Annotated in this window: 20 protein-coding genes; 14 read left to right on the top strand and 6 right to left on the bottom strand. The window is 69.3% G+C overall.

The window, feature by feature from the left end; genetic code table 11:
- Positions 1 to 18: 18 nt before the first annotated feature.
- A complete protein-coding gene (locus tag ACWF7A_RS24930) occupies positions 19 to 1,137 on the bottom strand; it encodes an alpha/beta hydrolase family protein (protein ID WP_452252891.1) in 1,119 nt (372 codons plus the stop codon).
- A gap of 96 nt (positions 1,138 to 1,233) precedes the next feature.
- On the opposite strand from ACWF7A_RS24930, the gene ACWF7A_RS24925 reads away from it, so the two are divergent.
- From ACWF7A_RS24925 to ACWF7A_RS24905, 5 genes are read left to right on the top strand one after another with little or no spacing between them, the layout of a single operon-like run.
- Positions 1,234 to 2,613 (top strand): extracellular solute-binding protein, encoded by a 1,380-nt coding sequence (locus tag ACWF7A_RS24925; RefSeq protein WP_452252890.1) that lies wholly within the window; start codon positions 1,234 to 1,236, stop codon positions 2,611 to 2,613.
- Positions 2,606 to 3,472, top strand: coding sequence for a carbohydrate ABC transporter permease (locus ACWF7A_RS24920; protein WP_452252889.1), 867 nt, complete (start codon positions 2,606 to 2,608; stop codon positions 3,470 to 3,472). The genes ACWF7A_RS24925 and ACWF7A_RS24920 overlap by 8 nt, the downstream gene beginning before the upstream one ends.
- Positions 3,469 to 4,290, top strand: coding sequence for an ABC transporter permease subunit (locus tag ACWF7A_RS24915; protein WP_452252888.1), 822 nt, complete (start codon positions 3,469 to 3,471; stop codon positions 4,288 to 4,290). Before ACWF7A_RS24920 ends, ACWF7A_RS24915 begins: the two co-directional genes overlap by 4 nt.
- Positions 4,290 to 5,273 (top strand): ABC transporter ATP-binding protein, encoded by a 984-nt coding sequence (locus ACWF7A_RS24910; RefSeq protein ID WP_452252887.1) that lies wholly within the window; start codon positions 4,290 to 4,292, stop codon positions 5,271 to 5,273. The genes ACWF7A_RS24915 and ACWF7A_RS24910 overlap by 1 nt, the downstream gene beginning before the upstream one ends.
- 5 nt (positions 5,274 to 5,278) lie before the next feature.
- Positions 5,279 to 5,971, top strand: coding sequence for a phytanoyl-CoA dioxygenase family protein (locus ACWF7A_RS24905; RefSeq protein ID WP_452252886.1), 693 nt, complete (start codon positions 5,279 to 5,281; stop codon positions 5,969 to 5,971).
- On the opposite strand, the gene ACWF7A_RS24900 is transcribed toward ACWF7A_RS24905, so the two are convergent.
- Positions 5,947 to 7,080 carry a mandelate racemase/muconate lactonizing enzyme family protein gene (locus ACWF7A_RS24900; RefSeq protein ID WP_452252885.1) on the bottom strand — a complete coding sequence of 378 codons (1,134 nt, stop codon included), beginning with the start codon at positions 7,078 to 7,080 and terminating at the stop codon, positions 5,947 to 5,949. The genes ACWF7A_RS24905 and ACWF7A_RS24900 overlap by 25 nt on opposite strands.
- A 77-nt stretch (positions 7,081 to 7,157) precedes the next feature.
- Here ACWF7A_RS24900 and ACWF7A_RS24895 point away from each other — a divergent pair, with 77 nt between their 5' ends.
- The 5 genes from ACWF7A_RS24895 to ACWF7A_RS24875 all read left to right on the top strand — a co-directional run bounded on the left by ACWF7A_RS24895 (position 7,158) and on the right by ACWF7A_RS24875 (position 12,856).
- Complete coding sequence (locus tag ACWF7A_RS24895; protein WP_452252884.1) at positions 7,158 to 7,979, top strand: ABC transporter permease; 822 nt, start codon at positions 7,158 to 7,160, stop codon at positions 7,977 to 7,979.
- Positions 7,976 to 8,983 carry an ABC transporter substrate-binding protein gene (locus ACWF7A_RS24890; protein WP_452252883.1) on the top strand — a complete coding sequence of 336 codons (1,008 nt, stop codon included), beginning with the start codon at positions 7,976 to 7,978 and terminating at the stop codon, positions 8,981 to 8,983. Before ACWF7A_RS24895 ends, ACWF7A_RS24890 begins: the two co-directional genes overlap by 4 nt.
- The gene (locus ACWF7A_RS24885; protein ID WP_452252882.1) at positions 8,980 to 9,768 is read left to right on the top strand and encodes an ABC transporter ATP-binding protein; all 789 of its coding nucleotides are present in this window, start codon (positions 8,980 to 8,982) and stop codon (positions 9,766 to 9,768) included. Before ACWF7A_RS24890 ends, ACWF7A_RS24885 begins: the two co-directional genes overlap by 4 nt.
- 125 nt (positions 9,769 to 9,893) lie before the next feature.
- Positions 9,894 to 11,930 carry a PQQ-dependent sugar dehydrogenase gene (locus ACWF7A_RS24880; RefSeq protein WP_452252881.1) on the top strand — a complete coding sequence of 679 codons (2,037 nt, stop codon included), beginning with the start codon at positions 9,894 to 9,896 and terminating at the stop codon, positions 11,928 to 11,930.
- The gene (locus ACWF7A_RS24875; protein ID WP_452252880.1) at positions 11,927 to 12,856 is read left to right on the top strand and encodes a LamG-like jellyroll fold domain-containing protein; all 930 of its coding nucleotides are present in this window, start codon (positions 11,927 to 11,929) and stop codon (positions 12,854 to 12,856) included. Before ACWF7A_RS24880 ends, ACWF7A_RS24875 begins: the two co-directional genes overlap by 4 nt.
- Here ACWF7A_RS24875 and ACWF7A_RS24870 read toward each other — a convergent pair.
- Together ACWF7A_RS24870 and ACWF7A_RS24865 are read right to left on the bottom strand one after the other, a co-directional pair.
- The gene (locus ACWF7A_RS24870; RefSeq protein ID WP_452252879.1) at positions 12,840 to 13,397 is read right to left on the bottom strand and encodes a DUF4232 domain-containing protein; all 558 of its coding nucleotides are present in this window, start codon (positions 13,395 to 13,397) and stop codon (positions 12,840 to 12,842) included. The two genes, ACWF7A_RS24875 and ACWF7A_RS24870, sit on opposite strands and share 17 nt — an antisense overlap.
- A gap of 325 nt (positions 13,398 to 13,722) precedes the next feature.
- Positions 13,723 to 14,898, bottom strand: coding sequence for an SGNH/GDSL hydrolase family protein (locus tag ACWF7A_RS24865; protein WP_452252878.1), 1,176 nt, complete (start codon positions 14,896 to 14,898; stop codon positions 13,723 to 13,725).
- Between the two features lie 67 nt (positions 14,899 to 14,965).
- Here ACWF7A_RS24865 and ACWF7A_RS24860 point away from each other — a divergent pair, with 67 nt between their 5' ends.
- Positions 14,966 to 15,505 (top strand): class I SAM-dependent DNA methyltransferase, encoded by a 540-nt coding sequence (locus tag ACWF7A_RS24860; RefSeq protein ID WP_452252877.1) that lies wholly within the window; start codon positions 14,966 to 14,968, stop codon positions 15,503 to 15,505.
- Here ACWF7A_RS24860 and ACWF7A_RS24855 read toward each other — a convergent pair.
- Positions 15,469 to 16,305: a LysR family transcriptional regulator gene (locus ACWF7A_RS24855; RefSeq protein WP_452252876.1), complete on the bottom strand. Its 837-nt coding sequence runs from the start codon at positions 16,303 to 16,305 to the stop codon at positions 15,469 to 15,471. The genes ACWF7A_RS24860 and ACWF7A_RS24855 overlap by 37 nt on opposite strands.
- Positions 16,306 to 16,387: 82 nt before the next feature.
- Here ACWF7A_RS24855 and ACWF7A_RS24850 point away from each other — a divergent pair, with 82 nt between their 5' ends.
- Together ACWF7A_RS24850 and ACWF7A_RS24845 are read left to right on the top strand one after the other, a co-directional pair.
- Positions 16,388 to 17,257: an MBL fold metallo-hydrolase gene (locus ACWF7A_RS24850; RefSeq protein ID WP_452252875.1), complete on the top strand. Its 870-nt coding sequence runs from the start codon at positions 16,388 to 16,390 to the stop codon at positions 17,255 to 17,257.
- 10 nt (positions 17,258 to 17,267) lie between these two features.
- Positions 17,268 to 18,410 carry a hypothetical protein gene (locus tag ACWF7A_RS24845; protein WP_452252874.1) on the top strand — a complete coding sequence of 381 codons (1,143 nt, stop codon included), beginning with the start codon at positions 17,268 to 17,270 and terminating at the stop codon, positions 18,408 to 18,410.
- On the opposite strand, the gene ACWF7A_RS24840 is transcribed toward ACWF7A_RS24845, so the two are convergent.
- Positions 18,407 to 18,757, bottom strand: a complete 351-nt coding sequence (locus ACWF7A_RS24840; RefSeq protein WP_452252873.1) for an MmcQ/YjbR family DNA-binding protein — start codon at positions 18,755 to 18,757, stop codon at positions 18,407 to 18,409. The two genes, ACWF7A_RS24845 and ACWF7A_RS24840, sit on opposite strands and share 4 nt — an antisense overlap.
- 336 nt (positions 18,758 to 19,093) lie before the next feature.
- Between ACWF7A_RS24840 and ACWF7A_RS24835 the strand changes: the two genes are divergently transcribed.
- Positions 19,094 to 19,828: a carbonic anhydrase family protein gene (locus ACWF7A_RS24835; RefSeq protein ID WP_452252872.1), complete on the top strand. Its 735-nt coding sequence runs from the start codon at positions 19,094 to 19,096 to the stop codon at positions 19,826 to 19,828.
- Positions 19,829 to 19,928: the final 100 nt, after the last annotated feature.

Below are 19,928 nucleotides of genomic sequence, written 5' to 3'. Positions count from 1 at the left end.
TCTGGACCATACCGCCGATCACCGCACGAGACGGATGCCTTCGTGCCGCGGCCGGTCGAAGAGCCTCGTGCCCTTGTGCCTGAGGTGCAGGTCGAAGAACGCGGCGACGTAGTCGTGCTGGGCCTTCAGCGCGGCCCGCGAGTTGATCGTCCCAATGAGACTCTCGCGCCGTTCTGGCGACATGGCGCCGATCTGCGGCACCGACCACTGCAGGTCGCTGAACCCGAGGTGCGCGCCGTCGTCGAGGTGCACGTCCCGCTTCCACCCGCGCTGGTGCGGCCAGAAGTCGGCCCACGACCTGGTCAGGCTCGTGTCGACGTGGCTCAGCTCGCGTTCGCCGCGGTCGCCGCCGAACAGCAGGAACGGCCGGTCCAAGCCTTCGACGACCGCCTTGCCGGGCGCGTACGGCCCGTCCTCGCCGGTGTGCTCCATGGCGCCGTCGATGTTGATGCCCGCGTCGAACCTGCGGTCGTTCGCCATGGTCTCGGCCGCCGTGTAACCGCCGTACGAATGCCCGGCGATGCCGGCCCGGCTGACGTCCGCACCCTTGTGCAGGCCCGGCAGCTCGTCGAGCACGAACCGCATGTCGGCAACCCGCGCGTCGATGGCCTTCTTCATCGTCGCCTGACTCGCGTCCTGCATCAGGCCCCACTCGATGCGGTCGCCGGGGAACTCCACGGCCACCGACTCGTGCGTGTGAGACACCGTGACCACGACGTAGCCGCGGCTCGCCAGGTCGTCCGCCGTGCCCGCGTAGAACTCGCGCGGCGTCTGCAGACCCGGTGAGAACAGCACGACCGGCCACCTGCCCGGTAGGGCCGGGGCGTCGACGCGGGCCTGCCTCCTCGTGCCGGACCAGTCGACGGTCCCGGCGGGGATGTCGAGGTAGGCCGGGCTGGTGAGGATCGGGTCGAGCGCCGTCGCGAAGCCGGGGCCGAGCCACGGCGCCTGCTGTCCGTTGCGTTTCGCCGGGTAGCTGACGGACACCATCAGCTCGCGGTTCTTCGCCGGCTGCCACGGGTCCGCGCGGGTGGTGTCGGTCAGGTGGGCGTCGAACGTGCCGACCGCGAACGGGCCGGTGAGCTGCGGTGTCGTCAGTGCCGAGGCGGCCAGGACGGCCGCCAGAAGTAGCTGCATGGTTGATCTACCCCCTCCGCGCGTCAGCGTCGCAGCCGAGCACTGAGAGGGCGCTGAGAGCTTGTGGCCGCCGTGATCCAGTGCCAGGTTGGACCGATGGGGCGAACAAAGGCGTTCGGACTGCTGGCGGTGTGCGGGCTCGTGGCGGGATGTCTGGGGCAGACCCAGACCGGTGATCAGGCGAGAAACGCCGACGCCAAGGAGATCACCCTGACGATCGTCGCCAACGCGGCGGTGGGCGGGAAGAACGCGCGCGGGGCGAACTGGATCCAGAACTGGGTGATCCCGAGGTTCACCGAGATGCAGAAGGCCAAGGGCGTCACGGCGACGATCGAGTTCGAGCAGAACGGTACCGGCGACGAGGACTTCAAGACCAAGGTGGCCCTGGACCTCAAGACCGGCGGTGGCGGCGACATCGTCGAGATCGACGGCATCTGGCTCGGCGAGTTCGCGCAGGCCGGGCAGATCAAGCCTCTCGACGAGGTCGTGGGCGACACGGGCTGGGACGGCTGGAACCAGATCCCCGAAGCGGTGCAGGGACTCGGCCAGTTCGACGGCAAGCGGTACGGCGTGCCGATGGGCACGGACGGGCGTGTCCTGTTCTTCAACAAGAAGCTGTTCGCGCAGGCCGGGCTGCCGGCGGACTGGCAGCCGAAGTCGTGGCAGGACGTGCTCGACGCCGGCGCGAAGCTCAAGGGCGTCGCCGGGGTCACGCCGATCCAGCTCAACGGCGGCTCCGCGATGGGCGAGGCCACGACGATGCAGGGCGTGCTGCCCGCCCTCGCGGGCACCGGCAGGCCGATCTACGACAACGGCAAGTGGCAGGGGGACTCGGCACAGGTCAAGGACGTGCTGGGGCTGTACCAGAAGATCTACGGCGGCGGCCTCGGTGATCCCGTGCTGCAGCAGGAGGCCAACGGGCGGCAGCGGTCGTTCACGCTGTTCAGCGAGAACAAGATCGGCATCCTGCTGGAGAGCGACTACTTCTGGCGTTCGGTCGTGGAGCCGAAGAACGGCGTGGCCAAGATGGCCGACCGCGACTCGGCGGTCGGGTGGGCGCTCGTCCCGGCGCAACGGCCCAAGGCCGGGGTCGGCGGGCAGGACTTCGTCAGCATGTCCGGCGGCGGCGTGCGGGTGATCAACCCCAACACCCGGTACCCGCGGCAGGCCTGGGAGTTCATGCAGTTCCTCAACTCCGCGGAGGCCGTCAGGGAGTCGCTGGCGGGCACCGCGCAGCTCACCCAGCGCCAGGACGTCAACGACCAGGTGCTGTCGAGCGACCCGATGCTGTCGTTCATCGCGGAGAAGGTCCTGCCGATCACCCGGTACAGGCCGGGTCTCGCCGACTACCCCAAGGTGTCGGCGGCCCTGCAGCAGGCGACCGCGGACGTGGTGTCCGGCAGGAGCCCCGACGAGGTGGCGAAGGCGTACAGAGAGGCGTTGGTGAAGGCGGTCGGCGAGCAGAACGTTGGATAGCGCGGGGCTGGGCGTCCGGCGCGCGGTCGGGTTCGTCGCGCCGGCGCTGGTGCTGATCGGGATCTTCCTGGTCTTCCCCGCGCTGTGGACGCTCTACATCGGCGTCACGAACTACCAGCTCACCGGGCCCGCCGCCGCCGATCCGCAGGTGGTCGGGCTGGACAACGTCGTCGAGGCCGTGCGCGACCCGCTGTTCACCAACTCGGTGTGGCTGACCGCGTTGTTCGTGCTGTTCTCGGCCGTGATCGGGCAGAACGTGCTCGGGTTCGTGCTGGCCTGGCTGCTGCGGTCGGTGAGCCCGTGGCTGCGGCGCACGACCGAGGGCCTGGTGCTGCTCTCGTGGATCCTGCCCAGCACGGTGGTGGCGTTCCTGTGGTTCGCGGTGCTCAGCCGCGACACGGGCACGCTGGGGCTGCTGCTCGGGTCGCCGGAGACGTCGTGGCTGGTGGAGTACCCGATGACCAGCCTCATCATCTTCAACGTCTGGCGCGGCACGGCGTTCTCGATGCTGCTCTACACCTCGGCGCTGGCCGCGGTGCCGCCGTCGCAGCTCGAGACCGCGCGGCTGATGGGCGCGTCCGGCTGGCAGACCGTGCGGGACGTGGTCTTCCCGCACATCCGCGGGCACGTGCTGACGAACACGCTGCTGATCAGCCTGTGGACGGCCAACGACTTCACGCCGTTCCTGCTGACGTCCGGCGGGCCGAACCACCAGTCCGAGGTGCTGCCCGTGCTGATCTACCGGCAGGCGCTGGAGGGCGGTCAGCTCGGGTACGCGTCCGCGATGTCGATGCTGTTGCTGGTGGGCAACCTGGCGATCGCCCTGGTGTACCTGAGGTTGCTGCGGAGGCGGTCATGAGTCCTCTGTGGATCGTGCGGCGGATCGGCTTCTACGTGCTGATCACGGTGGTGCTGGCGTTCTTCGCGGTGCCGATGCTGTGGCTCGCGTCGGCGCCGTTCGACGCGAAGCCCGGCCTGGGTTTGCGGTGGCCGGACTGGACGCTGGACAACGTCGTGACGACGTTCGAGCACCCGTACACGCTGACGTCACTGGTGAACTCGCTGGTGCTGTGCGTGGTCGCGACCGTGGTGACGACGGTGCTGGCTGCTCTGGCGGCCTACGCGCTGTCGCGGGTGCGGATTCCCGGCCGGGACCTGTTGCTGTACCTGCTGTTGCTGCTCTCCAGCGTCGTCACGGGCACGGCCGCGATGGTGCCGATCTTCGTGATGATGCTGCAGCTCGGCCTGATCAACTCGCAGTTCGGCACGGCGCTGGTGATCGCGGGCGGCATGCTGCCCGCGGCCATCTTCATCCTCAAGGACTTCATGGACGCCGTGCCACGTTCGTACGAGGAGTCGGCGCGCGTGTTCGGTGCCTCGCCTCGCCAGGTGCTCAGCCACGTCGTGCTGCCGGTCGCGCGGCCCGGTGTCGCGACGATCTTCGTGTGGGCGTTCGTCAACGCCTGGGGCAACTTCCTGCTGCCGTTCCTGCTGCTGCGCGACGTCGGCCGGCAGCCGGCGGCCGTGCTGCTGCGCACCCTCTACGACGAGGGCGGCAGCGCCAACCTGACGGTGATCCCGGTGTTCTCGCTGCTGTACTCGATCCCGGTGGTCGTGCTGTACCTGTTCGTGAGCAAGCGGTACGGGTTCCGATTCCACGGAGGCATCAAGAGCTGATGGCGGGTATCACTGTCGAGGGTCTGTCCACCGTGTACCCCAACGGGGTGCGGGCGGTGGACGCACTGGACCTGGAGATCGCCGACGGCGAGCTGTTCGCCCTGCTCGGCCCGTCCGGGTGCGGCAAGACCACGTTGCTGCGCACGATCGCGGGCCTGGAGGGCGCCACCGACGGGGCCGTGGCGATCGGGGACCGCGATGTCACGCGGCTGCAACCGGGCGAGCGCCGGGTCGCGATGGTGTTCCAGGACTACGCGCTGTTCCCGCACATGACGGTGGCGGAGAACATCGCCTACCCGCTGCGGGTGCGGGGTGCCGCGAAGCCGGTGCGGCAGGAGACGGCTCGGACGACCGCCGCCGGACTGAGCCTGGGGGAGCTGCTGGACCGGCGGCCCGGCCAGCTCTCGGGCGGCCAGCAGCAACGGGCGGCGCTCGCCCGTGCCGTCGCCGCGTCGGCCGAGGTGCTGCTGCTGGACGAACCTCTGTCCAACCTGGACGCCCGGCTGCGGCTGGAGGCGCGGACGTTCCTCAAGAAGCTGCAGCGAGAGCTGGCGTTGACGACGGTGTTCGTGACGCACGACCAGGCCGAGGCACTCGCACTGGCCGACCGGATCGCGGTGATGGACGCGGGCCGGATCCGGCAGCTCGGCACTCCGCGCGAGGTGTTCCAACGCCCCGCGGACACGTTCGTCGCCAACTTCATCGGCTCGACGCCCATGAACCTCGTGCCACGCGGCTCGGAGGTCATCGGCGTGCGGCCGGAGTACCTGTCACCGGCGGCCGAAGGGCTGTTCACCGGCGAGGTGTCCATTGTGGAGAACCTCGGCGTGACGTCGCTGGTGACGCTCGACTGCGGCGAGGACCAGATCGGTTACGTCGTGCCGGAGGACGAGGAACCCGCCGTCGGCACGACGGTGACCGTGGACGCGCCGCCCGCACGCGTTCTGCGGTACGACAAGGAGACCGGCCTACTCGTGAGGTGAGCCCGATGTTCCAGACCGACGGCTACGAGACGCGTCCCAGCGTGCTCGCACCGGCGAAGTTCGAGGCGCTGGCCGCTCACTTCGAGGCCAGGCTGGCGGCGTTGCCGGAGGGGCAGCGTCCCGAGCACATGGACGTGCCGCACCTGACCGACCCGGCGTTGTTCGAGTGGCTGCTCGACGCGGACGTGCTGGACCTCGTCGAGTCGCTGATCGGCCCGGACATCGCGTTGTTCTCGTCGCACTTCATCTGCAAGCCCGCGGGCGACGGCAAACCCGTGCCGTGGCACCAGGACGCGCACTTCTGGCGCGACAGCATCGAGCCCGCCGGGGACGCGGTCACGGTCTGGCTGGCGATCGACCCGTCGACGGTCGAGAACGGCTGCCTGCGGGTGATCCCCGGCAGCCACCTCGCCGCCGCCGAGCACACCGGCACCGCCGACTCGTTCTTCAACCAGGAGACGGCGGTCGACGAGTCCCGGGCCGTCGACGTGGAGCTGGAGCGCGGGGCGTGCAGTGTGCACTCGGCGATGCTGGTGCACGGCAGTCCGCCGAACCGAAGCACCCTGCGCCGCTGCGGCTACACGATGCGGTACATGCCGACGACCGTGCGGTTCCTGAAGGCCGGCAGCCACAGGATCTACCTCGCGCGGGGCCGTGACCACGCGGGCAACACCTACAGCTCGACCGCGAGCTCCTGAACGACCTTCTCGTCCACCTCCACGCCGAGCCCCGGGCCGGACGGCACCTGCGCCACGCCGTCCTTCACCGTGATGCCGGACGCGTAGGGCGACGAGACGAACTGGCGGCCGTTGAGGTCGGCGGGGCCGGCGATCCCGTGCGCCGCGAACAGGTGCAACGAGGCCGCGAGCCCGATGTCGGAGTCGGTGAGCCCGGAGCCCAGCAGACGCACACCGCAGTCCTCCGCGAGCTGGCACAGGCGGCGGGACAACGTGAGCCCGCCGGAGCGCTGCACCTTCGCCACCGCCACGTCGACGGCGTCCAGCTTGACGAACGTGGCGAGGTCGCTGGGGTGCCGGAGGCTCTCGTCCAGCGCGACCGGCAGGGGAGAGGCGGCGCGCAACCGGCGCTGGCCGGCGACGTCGTTGGCGGGCAGCGGTTGTTCGAACGCGAACACGTCGAGCTCCTGCAGCCTGCCCGCGATCCTGATCGCCTCGTCGACCGCGTAGGCCTGGTTCGCGTCGACCCACAGCGGCGCGTCCGGCGCGGCCTCGCGGACGGACCGGACGACGTCGAGGTCGGTGCGTTCGTCGTGCAGGCCGATCTTCACCTTGAACGACCGGTAGCCGTTCTCGACGCCTTCCGCGACGCACTCCGCCACCTCCGAAGGCGTGTGGCCGGAGACGATCCACGCCAGCTCGACCTCCTCGTGCCTGCGCTGCCCCCACAGCGCGCCGAGCGGGATCCCGAGCGCCCGGCCGACGAGGTCGTGCAGCGCCACGTCCACCGCGCACTTGGCCAGTGGCGCGCCGATCGAGAAGCCGCGGTTGATCGTGCGGTCGAAGATCCGGCTGATCCCGTCGAGCTGCCAGACCGGCCGGCCGACGACCGCGGGGGCCAGATAATTGCCAATAGTCGTGAAAATCGATTCAGTCGTCTCGTACGTCCAAGCCGGGATCGGGGTCGCCTCGCCCCAGCCGCAGACGCCGTCCGCGCTGATCTTCGTGAGAACGCGGATGCTCGGACGGCCTTTGGTGGCAACACTTCCGCCCGCCACCCCGAACGAGCGGAGCGTGGGCAGCGCGACGGCGTACACGTCCACGCGGTCGATCGTCAGGTCCAGCTTCATCGAACCTCCGTCTTGACCGTTCAGTGGACCGGACATAGCGTACCTGGAAAGCGCTTTCCCGAACCCGAGGGAGCTTCGTGGACAAGCTTCAGACGGACCGCTGGCGAGGTGTCGTGGAGCGGACGTGGCGTCCGGCCGCGCTGCTCGCCGCCTGCCTCGCGATCTGGCACCTTGTCACCGTCACCGGACTGGTCGAGGCCTACCTCGTGCCGTCGCCGGCCAAGACCTTCGGCCTGCTGGTGGACAAGTGGTCGTACCTGTGGGGCCACACCTGGGTGACCACCTACGAGACGATCCTCGGGTTCGTCATCGCGGGCCTGCTCGGCGTCCTCGTCGCCGTCGCGATGGTCTACTCGCGGACGATCGAGAGCACCGCCTACCCGATCCTGCTGTTCGCGCAGGTCATCCCGAAGATCGCCATCGCGCCGCTGTTCGTGGTGTGGCTCGGGTTCGGCTTCGAGCCCAAGGTGATCGTGGCCGTGCTGATGGCGTTCTTCCCCGTGGTGATCTCCACCGTCACCGGCCTGAAGTCCGTCGACACCGAGATGCTCGAGCTCGCCGCCACGATGGGCGGAGGCCCGGTCAAGACGTTCGTGAAGATCCGCTTCCCGGCCGCGCTGCCCCACCTGTTCGCGGGCCTGAAGGTCGCCGTCACGCTCGCCGTCACCGGTGCCGTGGTCGGTGAGTTCGTCGGCTCCAACGAAGGCCTCGGGTACGTGATCCTGCAGGCCAACGGCAACATGGACACCCCGATGCTGTTCGCCGGCCTGATCGTCATATCGCTGGTCGGCGTCCTGCTCTTCCTCCTGCTCGACCTCGCCGAAAAGCTGATGCTGCCGTGGCACGCCAGCCGGCGCGGCGCCGCCGTCACAACCCTTCTCGCGAAAGGCGGATCATGAAGAAGCTGCTCGCAGGTCTACTCCCCGCGTTGCTGGTGGTCGCCGCCTGCGGTGGAGGCGGTGGCACGACCTCCGGGTCCGGCGGTGAGGCCCAGGACGTCACGCTGACCCTCAACTGGTACCCGTACGGCGAGCACGCGCCGTTCTACTACGGGGTCAAGCAGGGCATCTACTCCAAGCACGGCATCAACCTGAAGATCCAGGCGGGCCAGGGCTCCGGCAAGACCGTCACGGCGACCGGCGCGGGCCAGACCGACTTCGGCTGGGCCGACACGTCCGCGCTCGCCACGGCCGTGGAGCAGGGCGTGCCGGCCAAGAGCATCGGCGTGTTCCTGCAGACCACCCCGGCGTCCGTGCAGTTCTTCAGCGACAAGAACATCAAGAAGCCCGAGGACCTGAAGGGCAGGTCGGTCGCGACGACGGCGGGTGACGCGCTGACGAAGACGTTCCCGGCCTTCCTGAAGCAGAACGGCATGCAGGAGTCCGACGTCTCCATCCAGAACATCGACCCGGCGGGCAAGATGGCCGCGGTCATCTCCAACCGCACCGACGTGCTGCTGGGCTTCGCGTCCGACCAGGGGCCGACGATCAAGGAGAAGTCCGGCAAGGACGTGAGCTACCTGCGGTTCTCGGAGTTCGGGCTCAACTACTTCAGCAACGGGCTGCTGACGTCGAAGTCCATGCTGCAGAAGGACCCGGAGCTCGTGAAGAAGATGGTCACGGCGACCCAGGAGGCGTGGGCCGAGGCCGAGAAGGCACCGGAGGCCGCGGCCGAGTCGATGAAGGGCGCCGCCGAGCAGCTGCCGTCGCCGACCGTGGTGCTGGAGCAGTTCAAGACGACGCTGACGTTGCTGCACACCGACGCCACCAAGGGCAAGGCGCCGGGCGTGAACTCCGTGGAGGACTGGAAGAAGACCATCGAGACCTTCCAGAAGACCGGCATCATCAAGGAAGCCTCCGAGCCTTCGGCTTACTGGGAAGAAAGCGTGGCACCCAAGGGATGACCGGCACCTTGACGACTCCCGCGGTCTCGATCGACGACGTGTCCGTGCGCTTCCAGTCGAAGCGCGCGGAGGTGACGGCGATCCAGCAGGTCTCGCTCGACGTCGCACCGGGCGAGTTCGTGTCCATCGTCGGCCCTTCGGGCTGCGGCAAGTCGACGTTGCTGAAGCTGGTGTCGGGCCTGCTCTCGCCGTCGTCGGGCTCGGTGACGCTGCTCGGCGAGCCGGTGAGCGGGCCGCGGCACGACATCGGGTTCGTGTTCCAGCGGGCCGCTCTGCTCGAATGGCGGTCGGCGCGCCGGAACATCCTGCTGCAGGCCGAGATGCGCGGGATGAGCTCGGCTCAGGCGGGCAAGCGCGCCGACGAGCTCATCGAGATGACGGGACTCGCCGGGTTCGAGAACGCCCTGCCGCACGAGCTGTCCGGAGGCATGCAGCAGCGCGTGGCGTTGTGCCGTGCGTTGCTGCACCAGCCGCGGGTGTTGCTGATGGACGAACCGTTCGGCGCGCTGGACGCGTTGACGCGCGAGCAGATGAACGTGGAGCTGCACCGGGTGTGGCGGGAGACCGGCACGACGGTGCTGCTGGTGACGCACTCGATCGCGGAGTCGGTGTACCTGGCCAACCGGGTGATCGTGCTGACGCGCCGTCCCGCGGTGGTGCACGAGGTCATCGAGGTCGACCTGCCGGGCACCAGGGACTACTCCGCGACGATGGCCCGTCCGGAGTTCGCCTCGGCGACCGCGCGCATCCGCGAGCTGCTGGGAACCGTGACAGGACACGACTGAGGGTTGTAACCACCTTATTAGCTGGGTAGCGTCCGAGTTCCGCCGCGTTGGAAAGCGCTTTCCGTCGCCGTGCTGGCCACGGCCTGGCCCACAGGGTGGTGGGGATGTACCGACGCTTGTCCCGGGTGACCGCAACAACCTTGCTGCTGTCCGCCTTGTTCGTTCCGCTCGCGTCGGCGCAGGCCGACGTGCCGATCGCGGACCCGCTGCCGACACCGGGCGCCTCCGGTGTCGGCCTGGAGCTGACGGAGGTCGCGCAGCTGCCGAGGTCGCAGCCCGTGCCGCCGCCGACCGACACCAGACTGGTGCGCTACAACAGGATCAACTACCTCGGCGAGGTTCCGGACGGCTCCGGCCGCATGTTCGTGCCGGACATGAACGGCAGGCTCTACCTGCTCGACGGTGGCGTCCAGCACGCGTTCCTGGACCTGGGCGCGGCGGTCGGGCCCGACTTCCACACCCATCGCGGCCTGGGCAGCGGCTTCGGGTTCGCCGCGTTCCACCCGGACTTCCGGCGCAACGGCAAGTTCTACACCGTGCACACCGAGACCGGCTCCGCGCTGACGACGAAGAAGCCCGATCTGCCCTCACCCGCCACCACCGAGGTGCACGGTGTGATCACCGAGTGGACCGCCTCCGACCCGAGCGCGGACGTCTTCGCCGGCACACGCCGCGAACTGCTGCGCGTGGGCTTCGCGTCGTTCATCCACGGCTTCCAGGAGATCGGCTTCAACCCGACCGCCCGCCTCGGGGAGGAGGACCGCGATCTGCTCTACATCGCCTCCGGCGACGGCGGCATCGGCTACACCACGACGGTGCCCCAGGACCTGGCGCTGCCACAGGGAAAGATCCTGCGCATCGACCCGGCCGGGACGAACGGCGTGAACGGGCGGTACGGCGTGCCGCGCTCGAACCCGTTCGTGGGCAAGGCGGGCGCGTTGGGCGAGATCTACGCGTACGGCATGCGCGACCCGTACCGCTTCAGCTGGGACCCGGTGACGCGCCGGATGTTCATGGGGCACATCGGCGAGAAGGCCGTCGACGCGGTCTACGAGGTCCGCAAGGGCGCCAACCTGGGCTGGAGCGAACGCGAGGGCATCTGGGAGTACCGCCGCGGCGACCCGTCGTGCGGCGTGTTCCCGCTGCCCGCCGACGACGCCAAGTACGGCTACACCTACCCGGTCACCGCGTTCGACCACAACCGCACCTCGGCCCAGAGGCCTTGCGCGGACAGCGGCAACGCGTTGATGGGCGGCTTCGTCTACCGCGGCTCGAAGATCCCTTCGTTGCGCGGCAAGTACATCTACGGCGAGGGCGTGAAGGGCCTGCTCTACGTCGCCGACGAACGCGAGATGCGCGCCGGGCGGCCGATGGCCGTCACGCGCGAGCTGATGGTGTACTCGGGTGGCCGGCTCACGACGATGAAGGCCCTGGTGGGCGACCCGAACCGCGTCGACCTGCGCTTCGGCCAGGACGCGGCCGGCGAGCTCTACGTGCTGGCCAAGGCGAACGGCAAGATCTGGAAGGTGACGGGCGCGCGCACGTTCGCCTCGTGCCGCTCCGGCCACGACCACGTCTTGGGTGCCGCCGGTGCGCGTTCGTGGCAGCCGGTGACGCCGGACCTGTGGCAGTTCCCGGGCCGTGAGGTCGTGCTGGCCCAGGCCGGAGCCGCCCGTCCCGGCCCGCGCCGCCCGTTCGAGTACGCGGTGCTGACCAAGGGGCCCGAGTTCGGCTCGGTCCAGGTCGACGCCTCGGTGCGGCTGGACACCCCGGTGACGGAGTCCAACCGGGACGTGATCATCGTCTTCGGATACCGCTCGGACACGGAGTTCTACTACGCGCATCTCTCGTCGGACAACAAGATCTACCCGCACAACGGCATCTTCGCGGTGAACAACGCCGACCGCCTGCGCCTCGACCACCAATGGGACGCCGTGCGTTCGGTAGGCGCGTCTCCTGCCGTGACGGACACGGCGTGGCATCGCGTGCGGGTAAAGCATTGCGCCGACACGGGCGAGATCGCCGTCTACATGGACGGCTCGCGTCACCCGCTGATGACCGCGGTGGACAAGACGTTCGCTTCGGGCCGCGTCGGCTTCGGCTCGTTCGACAACGTCGGCCGGCTCCGCGACCTCCGTGTGCAGGGCAAGGGGATCCGATGAGGCGGCTGGTCCTTCTCGGCCTGGTGGCCGCTTTCGGCGCGGGTCTGGCGGCGCCCGCCAACGCCACGGTCGGCCCGGTGCTGCCGACGCTGTCCCGCAACCTGGTGTCGTACTACGACTTCGAACACCCGGTGCGTGGCGCGGAGGCCCTGGAACAGGACCGCGGCCGTTCGGGCACCGCGTTGCACCTGATCAACGGCGGCGCCGGCATGCGCGTGCGCGACGGAGCGTTCAGCCGCAACTCGGTGCAGCTCAAGCAGATCAATCCCGACGTCGCGGGCAACGACGACTGGAAGGCAGGCCTCTACAGCGACACCGGCGTGCCCACGCTCAGGGCGTTCAACGGCGCACGCCAAGCCTCGATCCTGGGCTGGGTGAAGATGACGGGCCAGAACCCGGCCCCGAACTCGAACACCGCCGCGCCCGACGACCTCTACGGCGCCATCGGCCTCGCGGGCGTCCTGACCGGCGACTCCAACGGCCACGCCGTCCGCGCGCTGCTGGAACTCATCCAGGTGGACGGTGCGCTGAAACTGGTCGCCCTGGCCCGTCGTCTCGACGGCGGCGACTCGCAGACGTTCGCGGCCACAGAGGACTGGCAAACGCTGTTGCCGCAGAACGAATGGGTGTTCCTCGCCGCGACGTTCGACTTCGACACCGGCACGATGGCCCTGTACCGCAACGGAAAACCGCTGGCGGGCAGGTACGTCACGCCCGGCGACCCGTGGAAGCTCGAAGGCGAACCGGAACCCGACCTCGCCACGTCCACGGACCCGCGCGGCCTCAAGATCGGTGGCAGCTACCCGCAGAACACCCGCGAGGGCAACGCCTGCAACTGTCGGATGGACGGCCTCATGTTCCTGGACCGGGCCGCCCACCCGTGGGAGGTGCGCCTGCAACACCTGTGGGCTAGTCGAACACCGTGACGCCCTGGGCGGCCGGCTGCATCGTCCCGACCTTGGCCTCGCTGACCTCGAGCTTGGTCAGGTCGGCGATCGGCCGGCCGTCCGTCCCGATGAACGTCACCTTCACCGGCACCATGCCCGGCAGCTCGGCGGTCATCTCGTTGATGGCGAACGAGTTGGCGTCGTTCTCCACGTCGAGCAGCACCCCGGCGAACGCGGTCTGACCGGGCTGCAGCGTGATCGACGGGCCCTCACCCGGCACCAGCTTCTGCTCCACGGGGATCGCGGCGGGCTGGTTCGCGGGGTTGGTGAAGGCGAGCTTCGGCCAGCCCTGGAACGTGATCGGCGCCGTGCCCTGGTTCGTCGCGGTCAGCAGACCCAGGCCGGGCTTGCCCTGCATGGTCAGCTCGGCCTTCACCGCGGGTGCCTGCTTGTCGCTGGTCGCGCTGGAGGTCGGTGTGGCCGTCGTGGTCGTCGCCTGACCCTCGGACTGCGCCGGAGCCGGCGACCCGCAAGCCGAGGCGCCGAGCGCTAGAGCGGCGGCGAGGATCGTGAGACGCATGCGAGGACCCCTTCGCGGTGTTCGTGTGGATCTCCATCGAATAACCGGAGCACAGGGTCTCGCAAACCTGGATGCCCCGATCGTGTGGGGCGCACAGATCCCGGCCTCCTCCGGTCCGCGCCGATCGTGATCGACGCCTGCTCCCGTGTTGTGGCGGAGCTTGAGCCAGAAGGCCGTGGCAGGAGTGCTGTCCACTGAGGAACGCGTGCTGGAGCAGGCGCTTCGGTCGCGGTTGAAGATGTGTCGGCAGGTCTCCCTGGACACCGGAACGCTCGATGCCCAGGGAGTCGCGATGTGGTTCAGGGAGGTCCGGTCGAGGTGAGCGTCAGAGAGTGGCGGTCTTCACCGCCTTCGCCATCGCCTCGAACCCCTTGTCCCCGGGGTGCAGGTGGTCACCCTGGTCGTAGTCCGGCCGGATCCGCTGCGGGTCCGCCGGATCCCGGATGACGGCGTCGAAGTCCACGACCGCGTCGAAGTCCGTGCTGGTGCGGATGAACGAGTTCACGGCCTGCCGCACGGCCTCCAGCTCCTCCGTGTAGCTGTTCCAGCCCTTGAACGGCGTGATCGTCGCCCCGACCACGCGCAGCCCTCGGTCGTGCGCGCGGGACGCGATCTGCTTCAGCGCGGCGATGATCTTGGCCGGGTCCGTCTCGTGCGGGGTCTGCTGGATGTCGTTGATGCCCTCGAACACGATCACGGTGCGCACGCCGGACTGGGTGAGCACGTCGCGGTTCAGCCTGGCCAGGGCGTTGGGGCCCGCCCAGTCGCCGTCGCGCAGGAGGCGGTTGCCGCTGATGCCCGCGTTGAGCACGCCCAGGCGGGTGTTGACGCGGTCGGCGAGCTGGTCCGGCCAGCGGAGGTTCGCGCCCCAGGTCGAGTTGGCGCCGTCGGTGATCGAGTCGCCCAGTGCGACGACGCTGCCCTGCAACTTCGAGCTGCGCACGTCCACGCCGGAGACGTAGTGCCAGTTCGTGGTGCGTTCGCGGAAGGCGGCGGCGGACTCCTCGGTCGTGTGGTTGCCGTCGCGGGTGAAGTACGAGTTCTGCATGGCCAGGTTGTGGTGCGTGACCGGGCCGCCGGGTTCGGGCGTGTAGACGCTCACGAGCAGGTCGGAGTCCGCCGGGACGGTCAGGGGCACGCCATCGCTCACCACGTCGGCGCCGGCCGGGGCCGTGATCGACTGGGCGCCTCCGAACGTCAGCGTGCGCATCGTGCCGGGCAACGCGAGTGGTGTGTCCGGGCCGGCGGCGCGGGCCACCGTGACCTGGCCGAACACCACCGGGGTGCGGCCATGGGCGTTGGAGAGCCTCACCCGGATCTCCTTGCCCCCGGCGCTGACGTGCACGATGTTGCGGATCGAGAAGTTCGGATAGCCGTTCTCGGTGCCGGGGACGGCGGAGGACGGCGCGGTGGCCCACGTGCCCACCCATCGCGGCGGTGCGGCCTGGGAGGGGGAGGCCGCGGCCACGAGCAACGCCACTGCCAGCAGAAAGCGCGTCATGCCTTCGACCTTGGCAGCGCTCTCAGGTGGGCGGTATCCGCCGATCTTCGGATCTATGATGCGTCTCGTGTGGAACGGAGCGGAGTACCAGCGCAGGTTCGACTCCCTCGCGGCGTCCGGGATGGACGTGCACGGCGAGGCGACGTTCGTGCGCGCGTTCGGACCGGACTCGGTGCTGGACGCCGGCTGTGGCACCGGACGGGTCGGGATCGAGCTCGCCAGGCACGGCATCGAGGTGGTCGGGGCGGACCTCGACGAGTCGATGCTCGCCCACGCTCGTGAGCTGGCGCCGGACATCACGTGGGTGCGCTCCGACCTGGCCGCGCTCGATCTCCAACGCACGTTCGACGTGGTCGTGATGGCGGGCAACGTGCCGCTGTTCACCCCGCCCGGGACGCAGGGCGCGCTCGTCGCCGGTGTCGCGAGGCACGTCGGGAACGTCCTGATCGCCGGGTTCAGCCTCGACCGCGGCTACACGGCCGAGGACTACGACGAGCACTGCGCCCAGGCAGGGCTCACGCTGGTCGAACGGTTCGCGACGTGGGACCGCAAGCCGTTCGAGGGCGGCGACTACGCGGTCACCGTCAGCCGTCTCGACAGGACCTGAGCCGCCGTCTCGACGAAGTCACGGGTCAGCTGGTCGTCCTCCACCCACGCGACCACCACGGGGCTGGGAGGCAGGTCGGCCAGCGGCACCACGACGAGCTCGCCCAGGTCGTGGCCGAGCGGCGCCAGGCCGACGGAACCGTTCCACAGCACGGACTGCACGCACTCCTGCACCGCGCGGACGACCGGTCCGGTGCGGGGTCTCCCGCCGTTCCAGTAGTTCTGCCAGATCTCGTCGGTGCCTTCCGGGAACTGGAACCAGTCGCGGCCCGCCAGGTCCTCGGTGGTGATCTGCTCACGACCGGCGAGCGGATCGTCGGCCCGCAGCACCGCGCCGACCGGATCCTCGCGCAGCACCAGGGTTTTCAGGCCGCTCTCGTCGAACGGGCCGCGCGTCAGGGCCACGTCGACCTGGCCGGTGCGCAGGCCGCACGTCGGGTCGGTCAGGTCCGTCTCGCGGACGCGGATCTCGACGTGCGGGTGGCGGCGCCGGAACGCCTCGGCGAGCCCGGCGGCGTGGTCGCCGAGCAGGCCGACCGTGATCGTGGTCCTGGCGAGCTTGGCGCGGATGCGGTCGGCGTGCTCGAGCAGAGTCCTCGCCTCGGCCAGCAGGACCCGGCCCGCCTCGGTCAGCGTGACGCCCGCGGGGGAGCGGTGCAGCAGGACGGCGCCGAGGTCCTGTTCCAGCTGCTTGACCGCCCGGCTCAGCGGAGGCTGGCTCAGGTGGAGTCGACGCGCGGCACGGCCGAAGTGCAGCTCTTCGGCGACCGCGACGAAGTACCGCAGGGTCCGCAGCTCCATGATCAGGCACGATACTCGCGCGGTATCGGGTGTGCGCAGACGGTCTTGGACGCCGGGCCCGTCCGCCGGTGGAGTGGAGGACATGAACCTCCCCGACCCCGTCGTCCAGATCTCCGGTGCCGTCGACGTCGCCCCGGACGTGCTGGTGATCCCCAACGACCACACGAGCCTGGTGCCCAACATCGGCATCATCGGCGGCACCGAGGCGGTCCTCGTGGTGGACACAGGACTGGGCCTCTCCAATGCATCTGTCGTGCGCGAGTTCGCGGAGGAGGTGGCACGCGGGCGGAGGATCCACCTCACGACGACGCACTTCCACCCCGAGCACGCGTTCGGCGCGTCCGTGTTCGAAGACTCGTACCTGGTGAACCGAACGCAGGCGGACGACCTGCGGCGCAAGGGGAAGAGCTACCTGGAGATGTTCCGCGGGTTCGGCGGCACCATCGCCGAACGGCTGACCGGCGTCGAGATCCCGGTGCCGGACGAGGAGTTCGACGGCGTCCGCGCGCTCGACCTCGGCGGCCGGACGGTGCTGCTGCGCCCGACCGGCCGCGGGCACACGCTGGGGGACCAGGTGGTCGAGGTGCCGGACGCGGGCGTGCTGTTCACCGGCGACCTCGCCGAGACCGGGCAGTTCGCGATCTTCCCGTGGTTCCCGCCGCACGACACCGACGTCTCCGGTCTCGCGTGGATCGAGGTGATGGACCGGCTGATCGCCGCCGCGCCGCGCGTGGTCGTGCCGGGACACGGGTCGGTGGGGGACATCGGTGTGCTGCAAGGGGTCCGGGACTACCTGGGCGAGCTGCGGGACGAGACGTGGAAGCGCCGCGACTCCGCGATGGGTCTCGACGAGATCGTCGCCGAGGTGCAGGCCGTGCTGATCGAACGGCATCCCGAGTGGGCCGGGCGGGAATGGATCGAACGCGGGGTGGGCTGCTTCTGCGCTGAGTAGCCTCGATCTGGTGAAGCTCCTCGACTGCGGCCACCCGGCCGTCGCCGGTCCATCGCGCGTGTGTGAGCACATGGTGGTGGAGGAGGCGCCGGACTACTACCGGATGCTGACGGGCTCGGGTGTGCGGTACGACGTGGCGTGCGAGAAGTGCGTCGACGAGCCGCTGCTGACCGTCTGCGAGGGGTGTGTCGAGCGGGCGGAGGACTGGGGCGAGAGTCTCGGCTGGAAGGGGACTCCCGAGGTCCGCCACGACGACCGCTTCGTGGCGGGGACCGTGCGGACCGAGTCGTGCGACCTCAGCCCGCTCGACGACCGCTGCCTGGTGCTCGTGCGGGACGGTTGGCTGATGCTGACGGCGCAGGGGCTGGCGGGGTCCGGCGGCGCTCGGCACGAGGTGCCGCTGGAGCAGGCGTCGGCTCTGCACGCTTCGGCCGACGGACGGTACGCGGCCGCGGTCCACGACCACGGGCAGAAGGCCGTTGTGCTCGACGCCCGGTCCGGGGACGTCTTGCTGCGGCTGGACCGCGGCGGGTACCACGTCGAGGAGACGGCGTACCCGCTCGCGTTCCTGCCGGGGGACCGGGTCGTCGCGGCGACGGCCTGGAACCGGCTCGACGTCTTCGCCCTGCCCACCGGTGAGCTGCTGACCGAGCGGGAACCGAGAGGCCGGTTGTTCGAGGGGCGCCTCACGCTGAGTCCTGGTGGCCGGTGGCTGCTCGGCGACCGGTGGGCGTGGGGCCCCGCCGGTGTGCCCGAGGTCGTCGACCTGGAGGCGTGGCAGCGCGACGGAGGTGAACCGGACGGGGAGAGGCTCGCACAGCGCTGGTACGCCTGGGGTCAGCCGGCCGCCTGGGTGTCGGAGGACGTCGTGGCCGTCCAGCGCCTCGGCGAAGACGACCTGCTGATGATCGATGGTGTCGCCCTCTACGCGATGCCGGGCGGACGGCGTGTGGGTGCGTTCGCGGGACCGGCCGGGCCGATGTGGGGCCACAAAGGACTGTTGTACGTCGCCACCGCGGACGGGCTGGAGGTCTGGGACCCGGACCGGGGCGCGCGAATCGGTGTCGTGCAGGGGTTCCGGCCCACCGCGCACCGCGACGGCACGTTCCTCTCGCTCAACGATGGTGTGCTCGATAGCTTCAGTGTTGACTAAATGTAGTCCTCGCCGAGGCGCTCGCGGATGACCTTCTTGGGCACGCACATGACCCAGGCGCCGATGACGAGCTCCGTCATCTCCTCGACGTCCAGCTCGGCCATCGAGGCGTGCACCCACTGGAAGCGCATGTCGGACTGGCTCGGGAACGCGAACTTGACCGGGTCGCTCGCGACGAGCGCCTCCCGTTCCTCGCGCGGGTAGCCGAAGCCCAGCACGGTCTCGTCCCGCGAGAGGGCCGCGTAGACGATCTGGCCCACGCGGAACTTCACCCGGTCGCGGATGAGGTGTTCGGTCGTGCGCGGCAGCGTGAGCGCCACGGCGCGGATGTCGGCGACGGTCACCATCGGTCCATCCTGCCGCACACGTTCCGTGAATGGAGCCACTTCAGGCAAATTCGGCAAATCAGACTGAATCGGACAATGGTGATCAAGAACGTTCTCGTTCTTCAATTCGCACCCTTGGTTCCGCGTTGTCTCAATTCGAATTTGCGCAGTCAACGAAATGACGTGGAGAGGTCTTGTTGCAAGGTGTTTGCAGGTAATCTGACCTGCAAGTACGCACGTATGGGAGCTGAAGCACTTCAGTCCTGTCCCGATTGGTGTCGCGGGAATTTTTCGGCTGATGAGAGCGCGAACACACTTCACTTCCCCATTTCACTCGATCGGGTGAAAAGTGACGCCATGAACATCAAGCGGTCCCTTCCGGCGCTTCTTCCGCTCGTGCTCACCGCGACGTTTTTCGCGTCCGGTGCGGCCGAGTCGGCGACGCCGACGCAGAGTCCCGTGAACGTCACGCCCAACGCGATCCGGTTCGACCCGCACGTGCCGAAGCTCGACGTGTCCTACGGGCACTCCGCGCTGGAGTTGAAGTACATCCGCAAGGACCTGGCCAAGGCCGACGGCTGCACGACCCGCGACCACGAGGAGACGGAAGAGGCCGAGGTCGAACCCGGATCCGGCCACGTCACGGTGGCGGGCACCAGGTACGACCTGGTCCAGTTCCACTTCCACACGCCGTCCGAGCACGCGTTCGGTGGCCGTCACACGCCGCTCGAGATGCACCTCGTGCACCGCAGCGCCGAGGGCAAGCTTCTCGTGGTCGGCGTTCCGCTGGTCGTCGGTTCGCACTCCGTCGTGGACGACGTGCTGGCCACGCTCTCGCCCGAGTGCGGCGCGCCGGTCGACATCGAGCCGATCGACCTCAGCCGGTTGCTGCCGGCGGGTCACCACACGCTGCACTACACCGGCTCGCTCACCACGGCGCCGTTCACCGAGGGTGTCGAGTGGTACCTCACCGGTGAGCAGCACGTGACGGCCGCGACCATCGCGCGCTTCAAGGGGCTGTTCACCGCGGGCAACGCCCGTGCGACGCAGCCGCTCAACGGCCGGACGTTGGTCGACGTCCCGCGCATCTGAGGTTCCTGAAGGCCGGTCCCGCGTCCGCGGCCGGCCTTCGCCATGTCCGGGGTGATGCGCTTCACCGATTCAGGAGTCGCAAGCAATTGCCCGCGCGTGC

Source organism: Lentzea sp. NPDC055074 (assembly GCF_053608005.1).
Note: the sequence above shows the minus strand (reverse complement) of the source record. Positions and strands in the feature narration are given on the sequence as shown.

What these genes read in the sequence shown, in the direction of transcription:
- ACWF7A_RS24930 (WP_452252891.1), bottom strand. Translation starts at nt 1,137, where the DNA reads ATGCAGCTACTTCTGGCGGCCGTCCTGGCCGCCTCGGCACTGACGACA.
- ACWF7A_RS24925 (WP_452252890.1), top strand. Translation starts at nt 1,234, where the DNA reads ATGGGGCGAACAAAGGCGTTCGGACTGCTGGCGGTGTGCGGGCTCGTG.
- ACWF7A_RS24915 (WP_452252888.1), top strand. Translation starts at nt 3,469, where the DNA reads ATGAGTCCTCTGTGGATCGTGCGGCGGATCGGCTTCTACGTGCTGATC.
- ACWF7A_RS24910 (WP_452252887.1), top strand. Translation starts at nt 4,290, where the DNA reads ATGGCGGGTATCACTGTCGAGGGTCTGTCCACCGTGTACCCCAACGGG.
- ACWF7A_RS24905 (WP_452252886.1), top strand. Translation starts at nt 5,279, where the DNA reads ATGTTCCAGACCGACGGCTACGAGACGCGTCCCAGCGTGCTCGCACCG.
- ACWF7A_RS24900 (WP_452252885.1), bottom strand. Translation starts at nt 7,080, where the DNA reads ATGAAGCTGGACCTGACGATCGACCGCGTGGACGTGTACGCCGTCGCG.
- ACWF7A_RS24890 (WP_452252883.1), top strand. Translation starts at nt 7,976, where the DNA reads ATGAAGAAGCTGCTCGCAGGTCTACTCCCCGCGTTGCTGGTGGTCGCC.
- ACWF7A_RS24885 (WP_452252882.1), top strand. Translation starts at nt 8,980, where the DNA reads ATGACCGGCACCTTGACGACTCCCGCGGTCTCGATCGACGACGTGTCC.
- ACWF7A_RS24875 (WP_452252880.1), top strand. Translation starts at nt 11,927, where the DNA reads ATGAGGCGGCTGGTCCTTCTCGGCCTGGTGGCCGCTTTCGGCGCGGGT.
- ACWF7A_RS24870 (WP_452252879.1), bottom strand. Translation starts at nt 13,397, where the DNA reads ATGCGTCTCACGATCCTCGCCGCCGCTCTAGCGCTCGGCGCCTCGGCT.
- ACWF7A_RS24865 (WP_452252878.1), bottom strand. Translation starts at nt 14,898, where the DNA reads ATGACGCGCTTTCTGCTGGCAGTGGCGTTGCTCGTGGCCGCGGCCTCC.
- ACWF7A_RS24855 (WP_452252876.1), bottom strand. Translation starts at nt 16,305, where the DNA reads ATGGAGCTGCGGACCCTGCGGTACTTCGTCGCGGTCGCCGAAGAGCTG.
- ACWF7A_RS24850 (WP_452252875.1), top strand. Translation starts at nt 16,388, where the DNA reads ATGAACCTCCCCGACCCCGTCGTCCAGATCTCCGGTGCCGTCGACGTC.
- ACWF7A_RS24840 (WP_452252873.1), bottom strand. Translation starts at nt 18,757, where the DNA reads ATGGTGACCGTCGCCGACATCCGCGCCGTGGCGCTCACGCTGCCGCGC.
- ACWF7A_RS24835 (WP_452252872.1), top strand. Translation starts at nt 19,094, where the DNA reads ATGAACATCAAGCGGTCCCTTCCGGCGCTTCTTCCGCTCGTGCTCACC.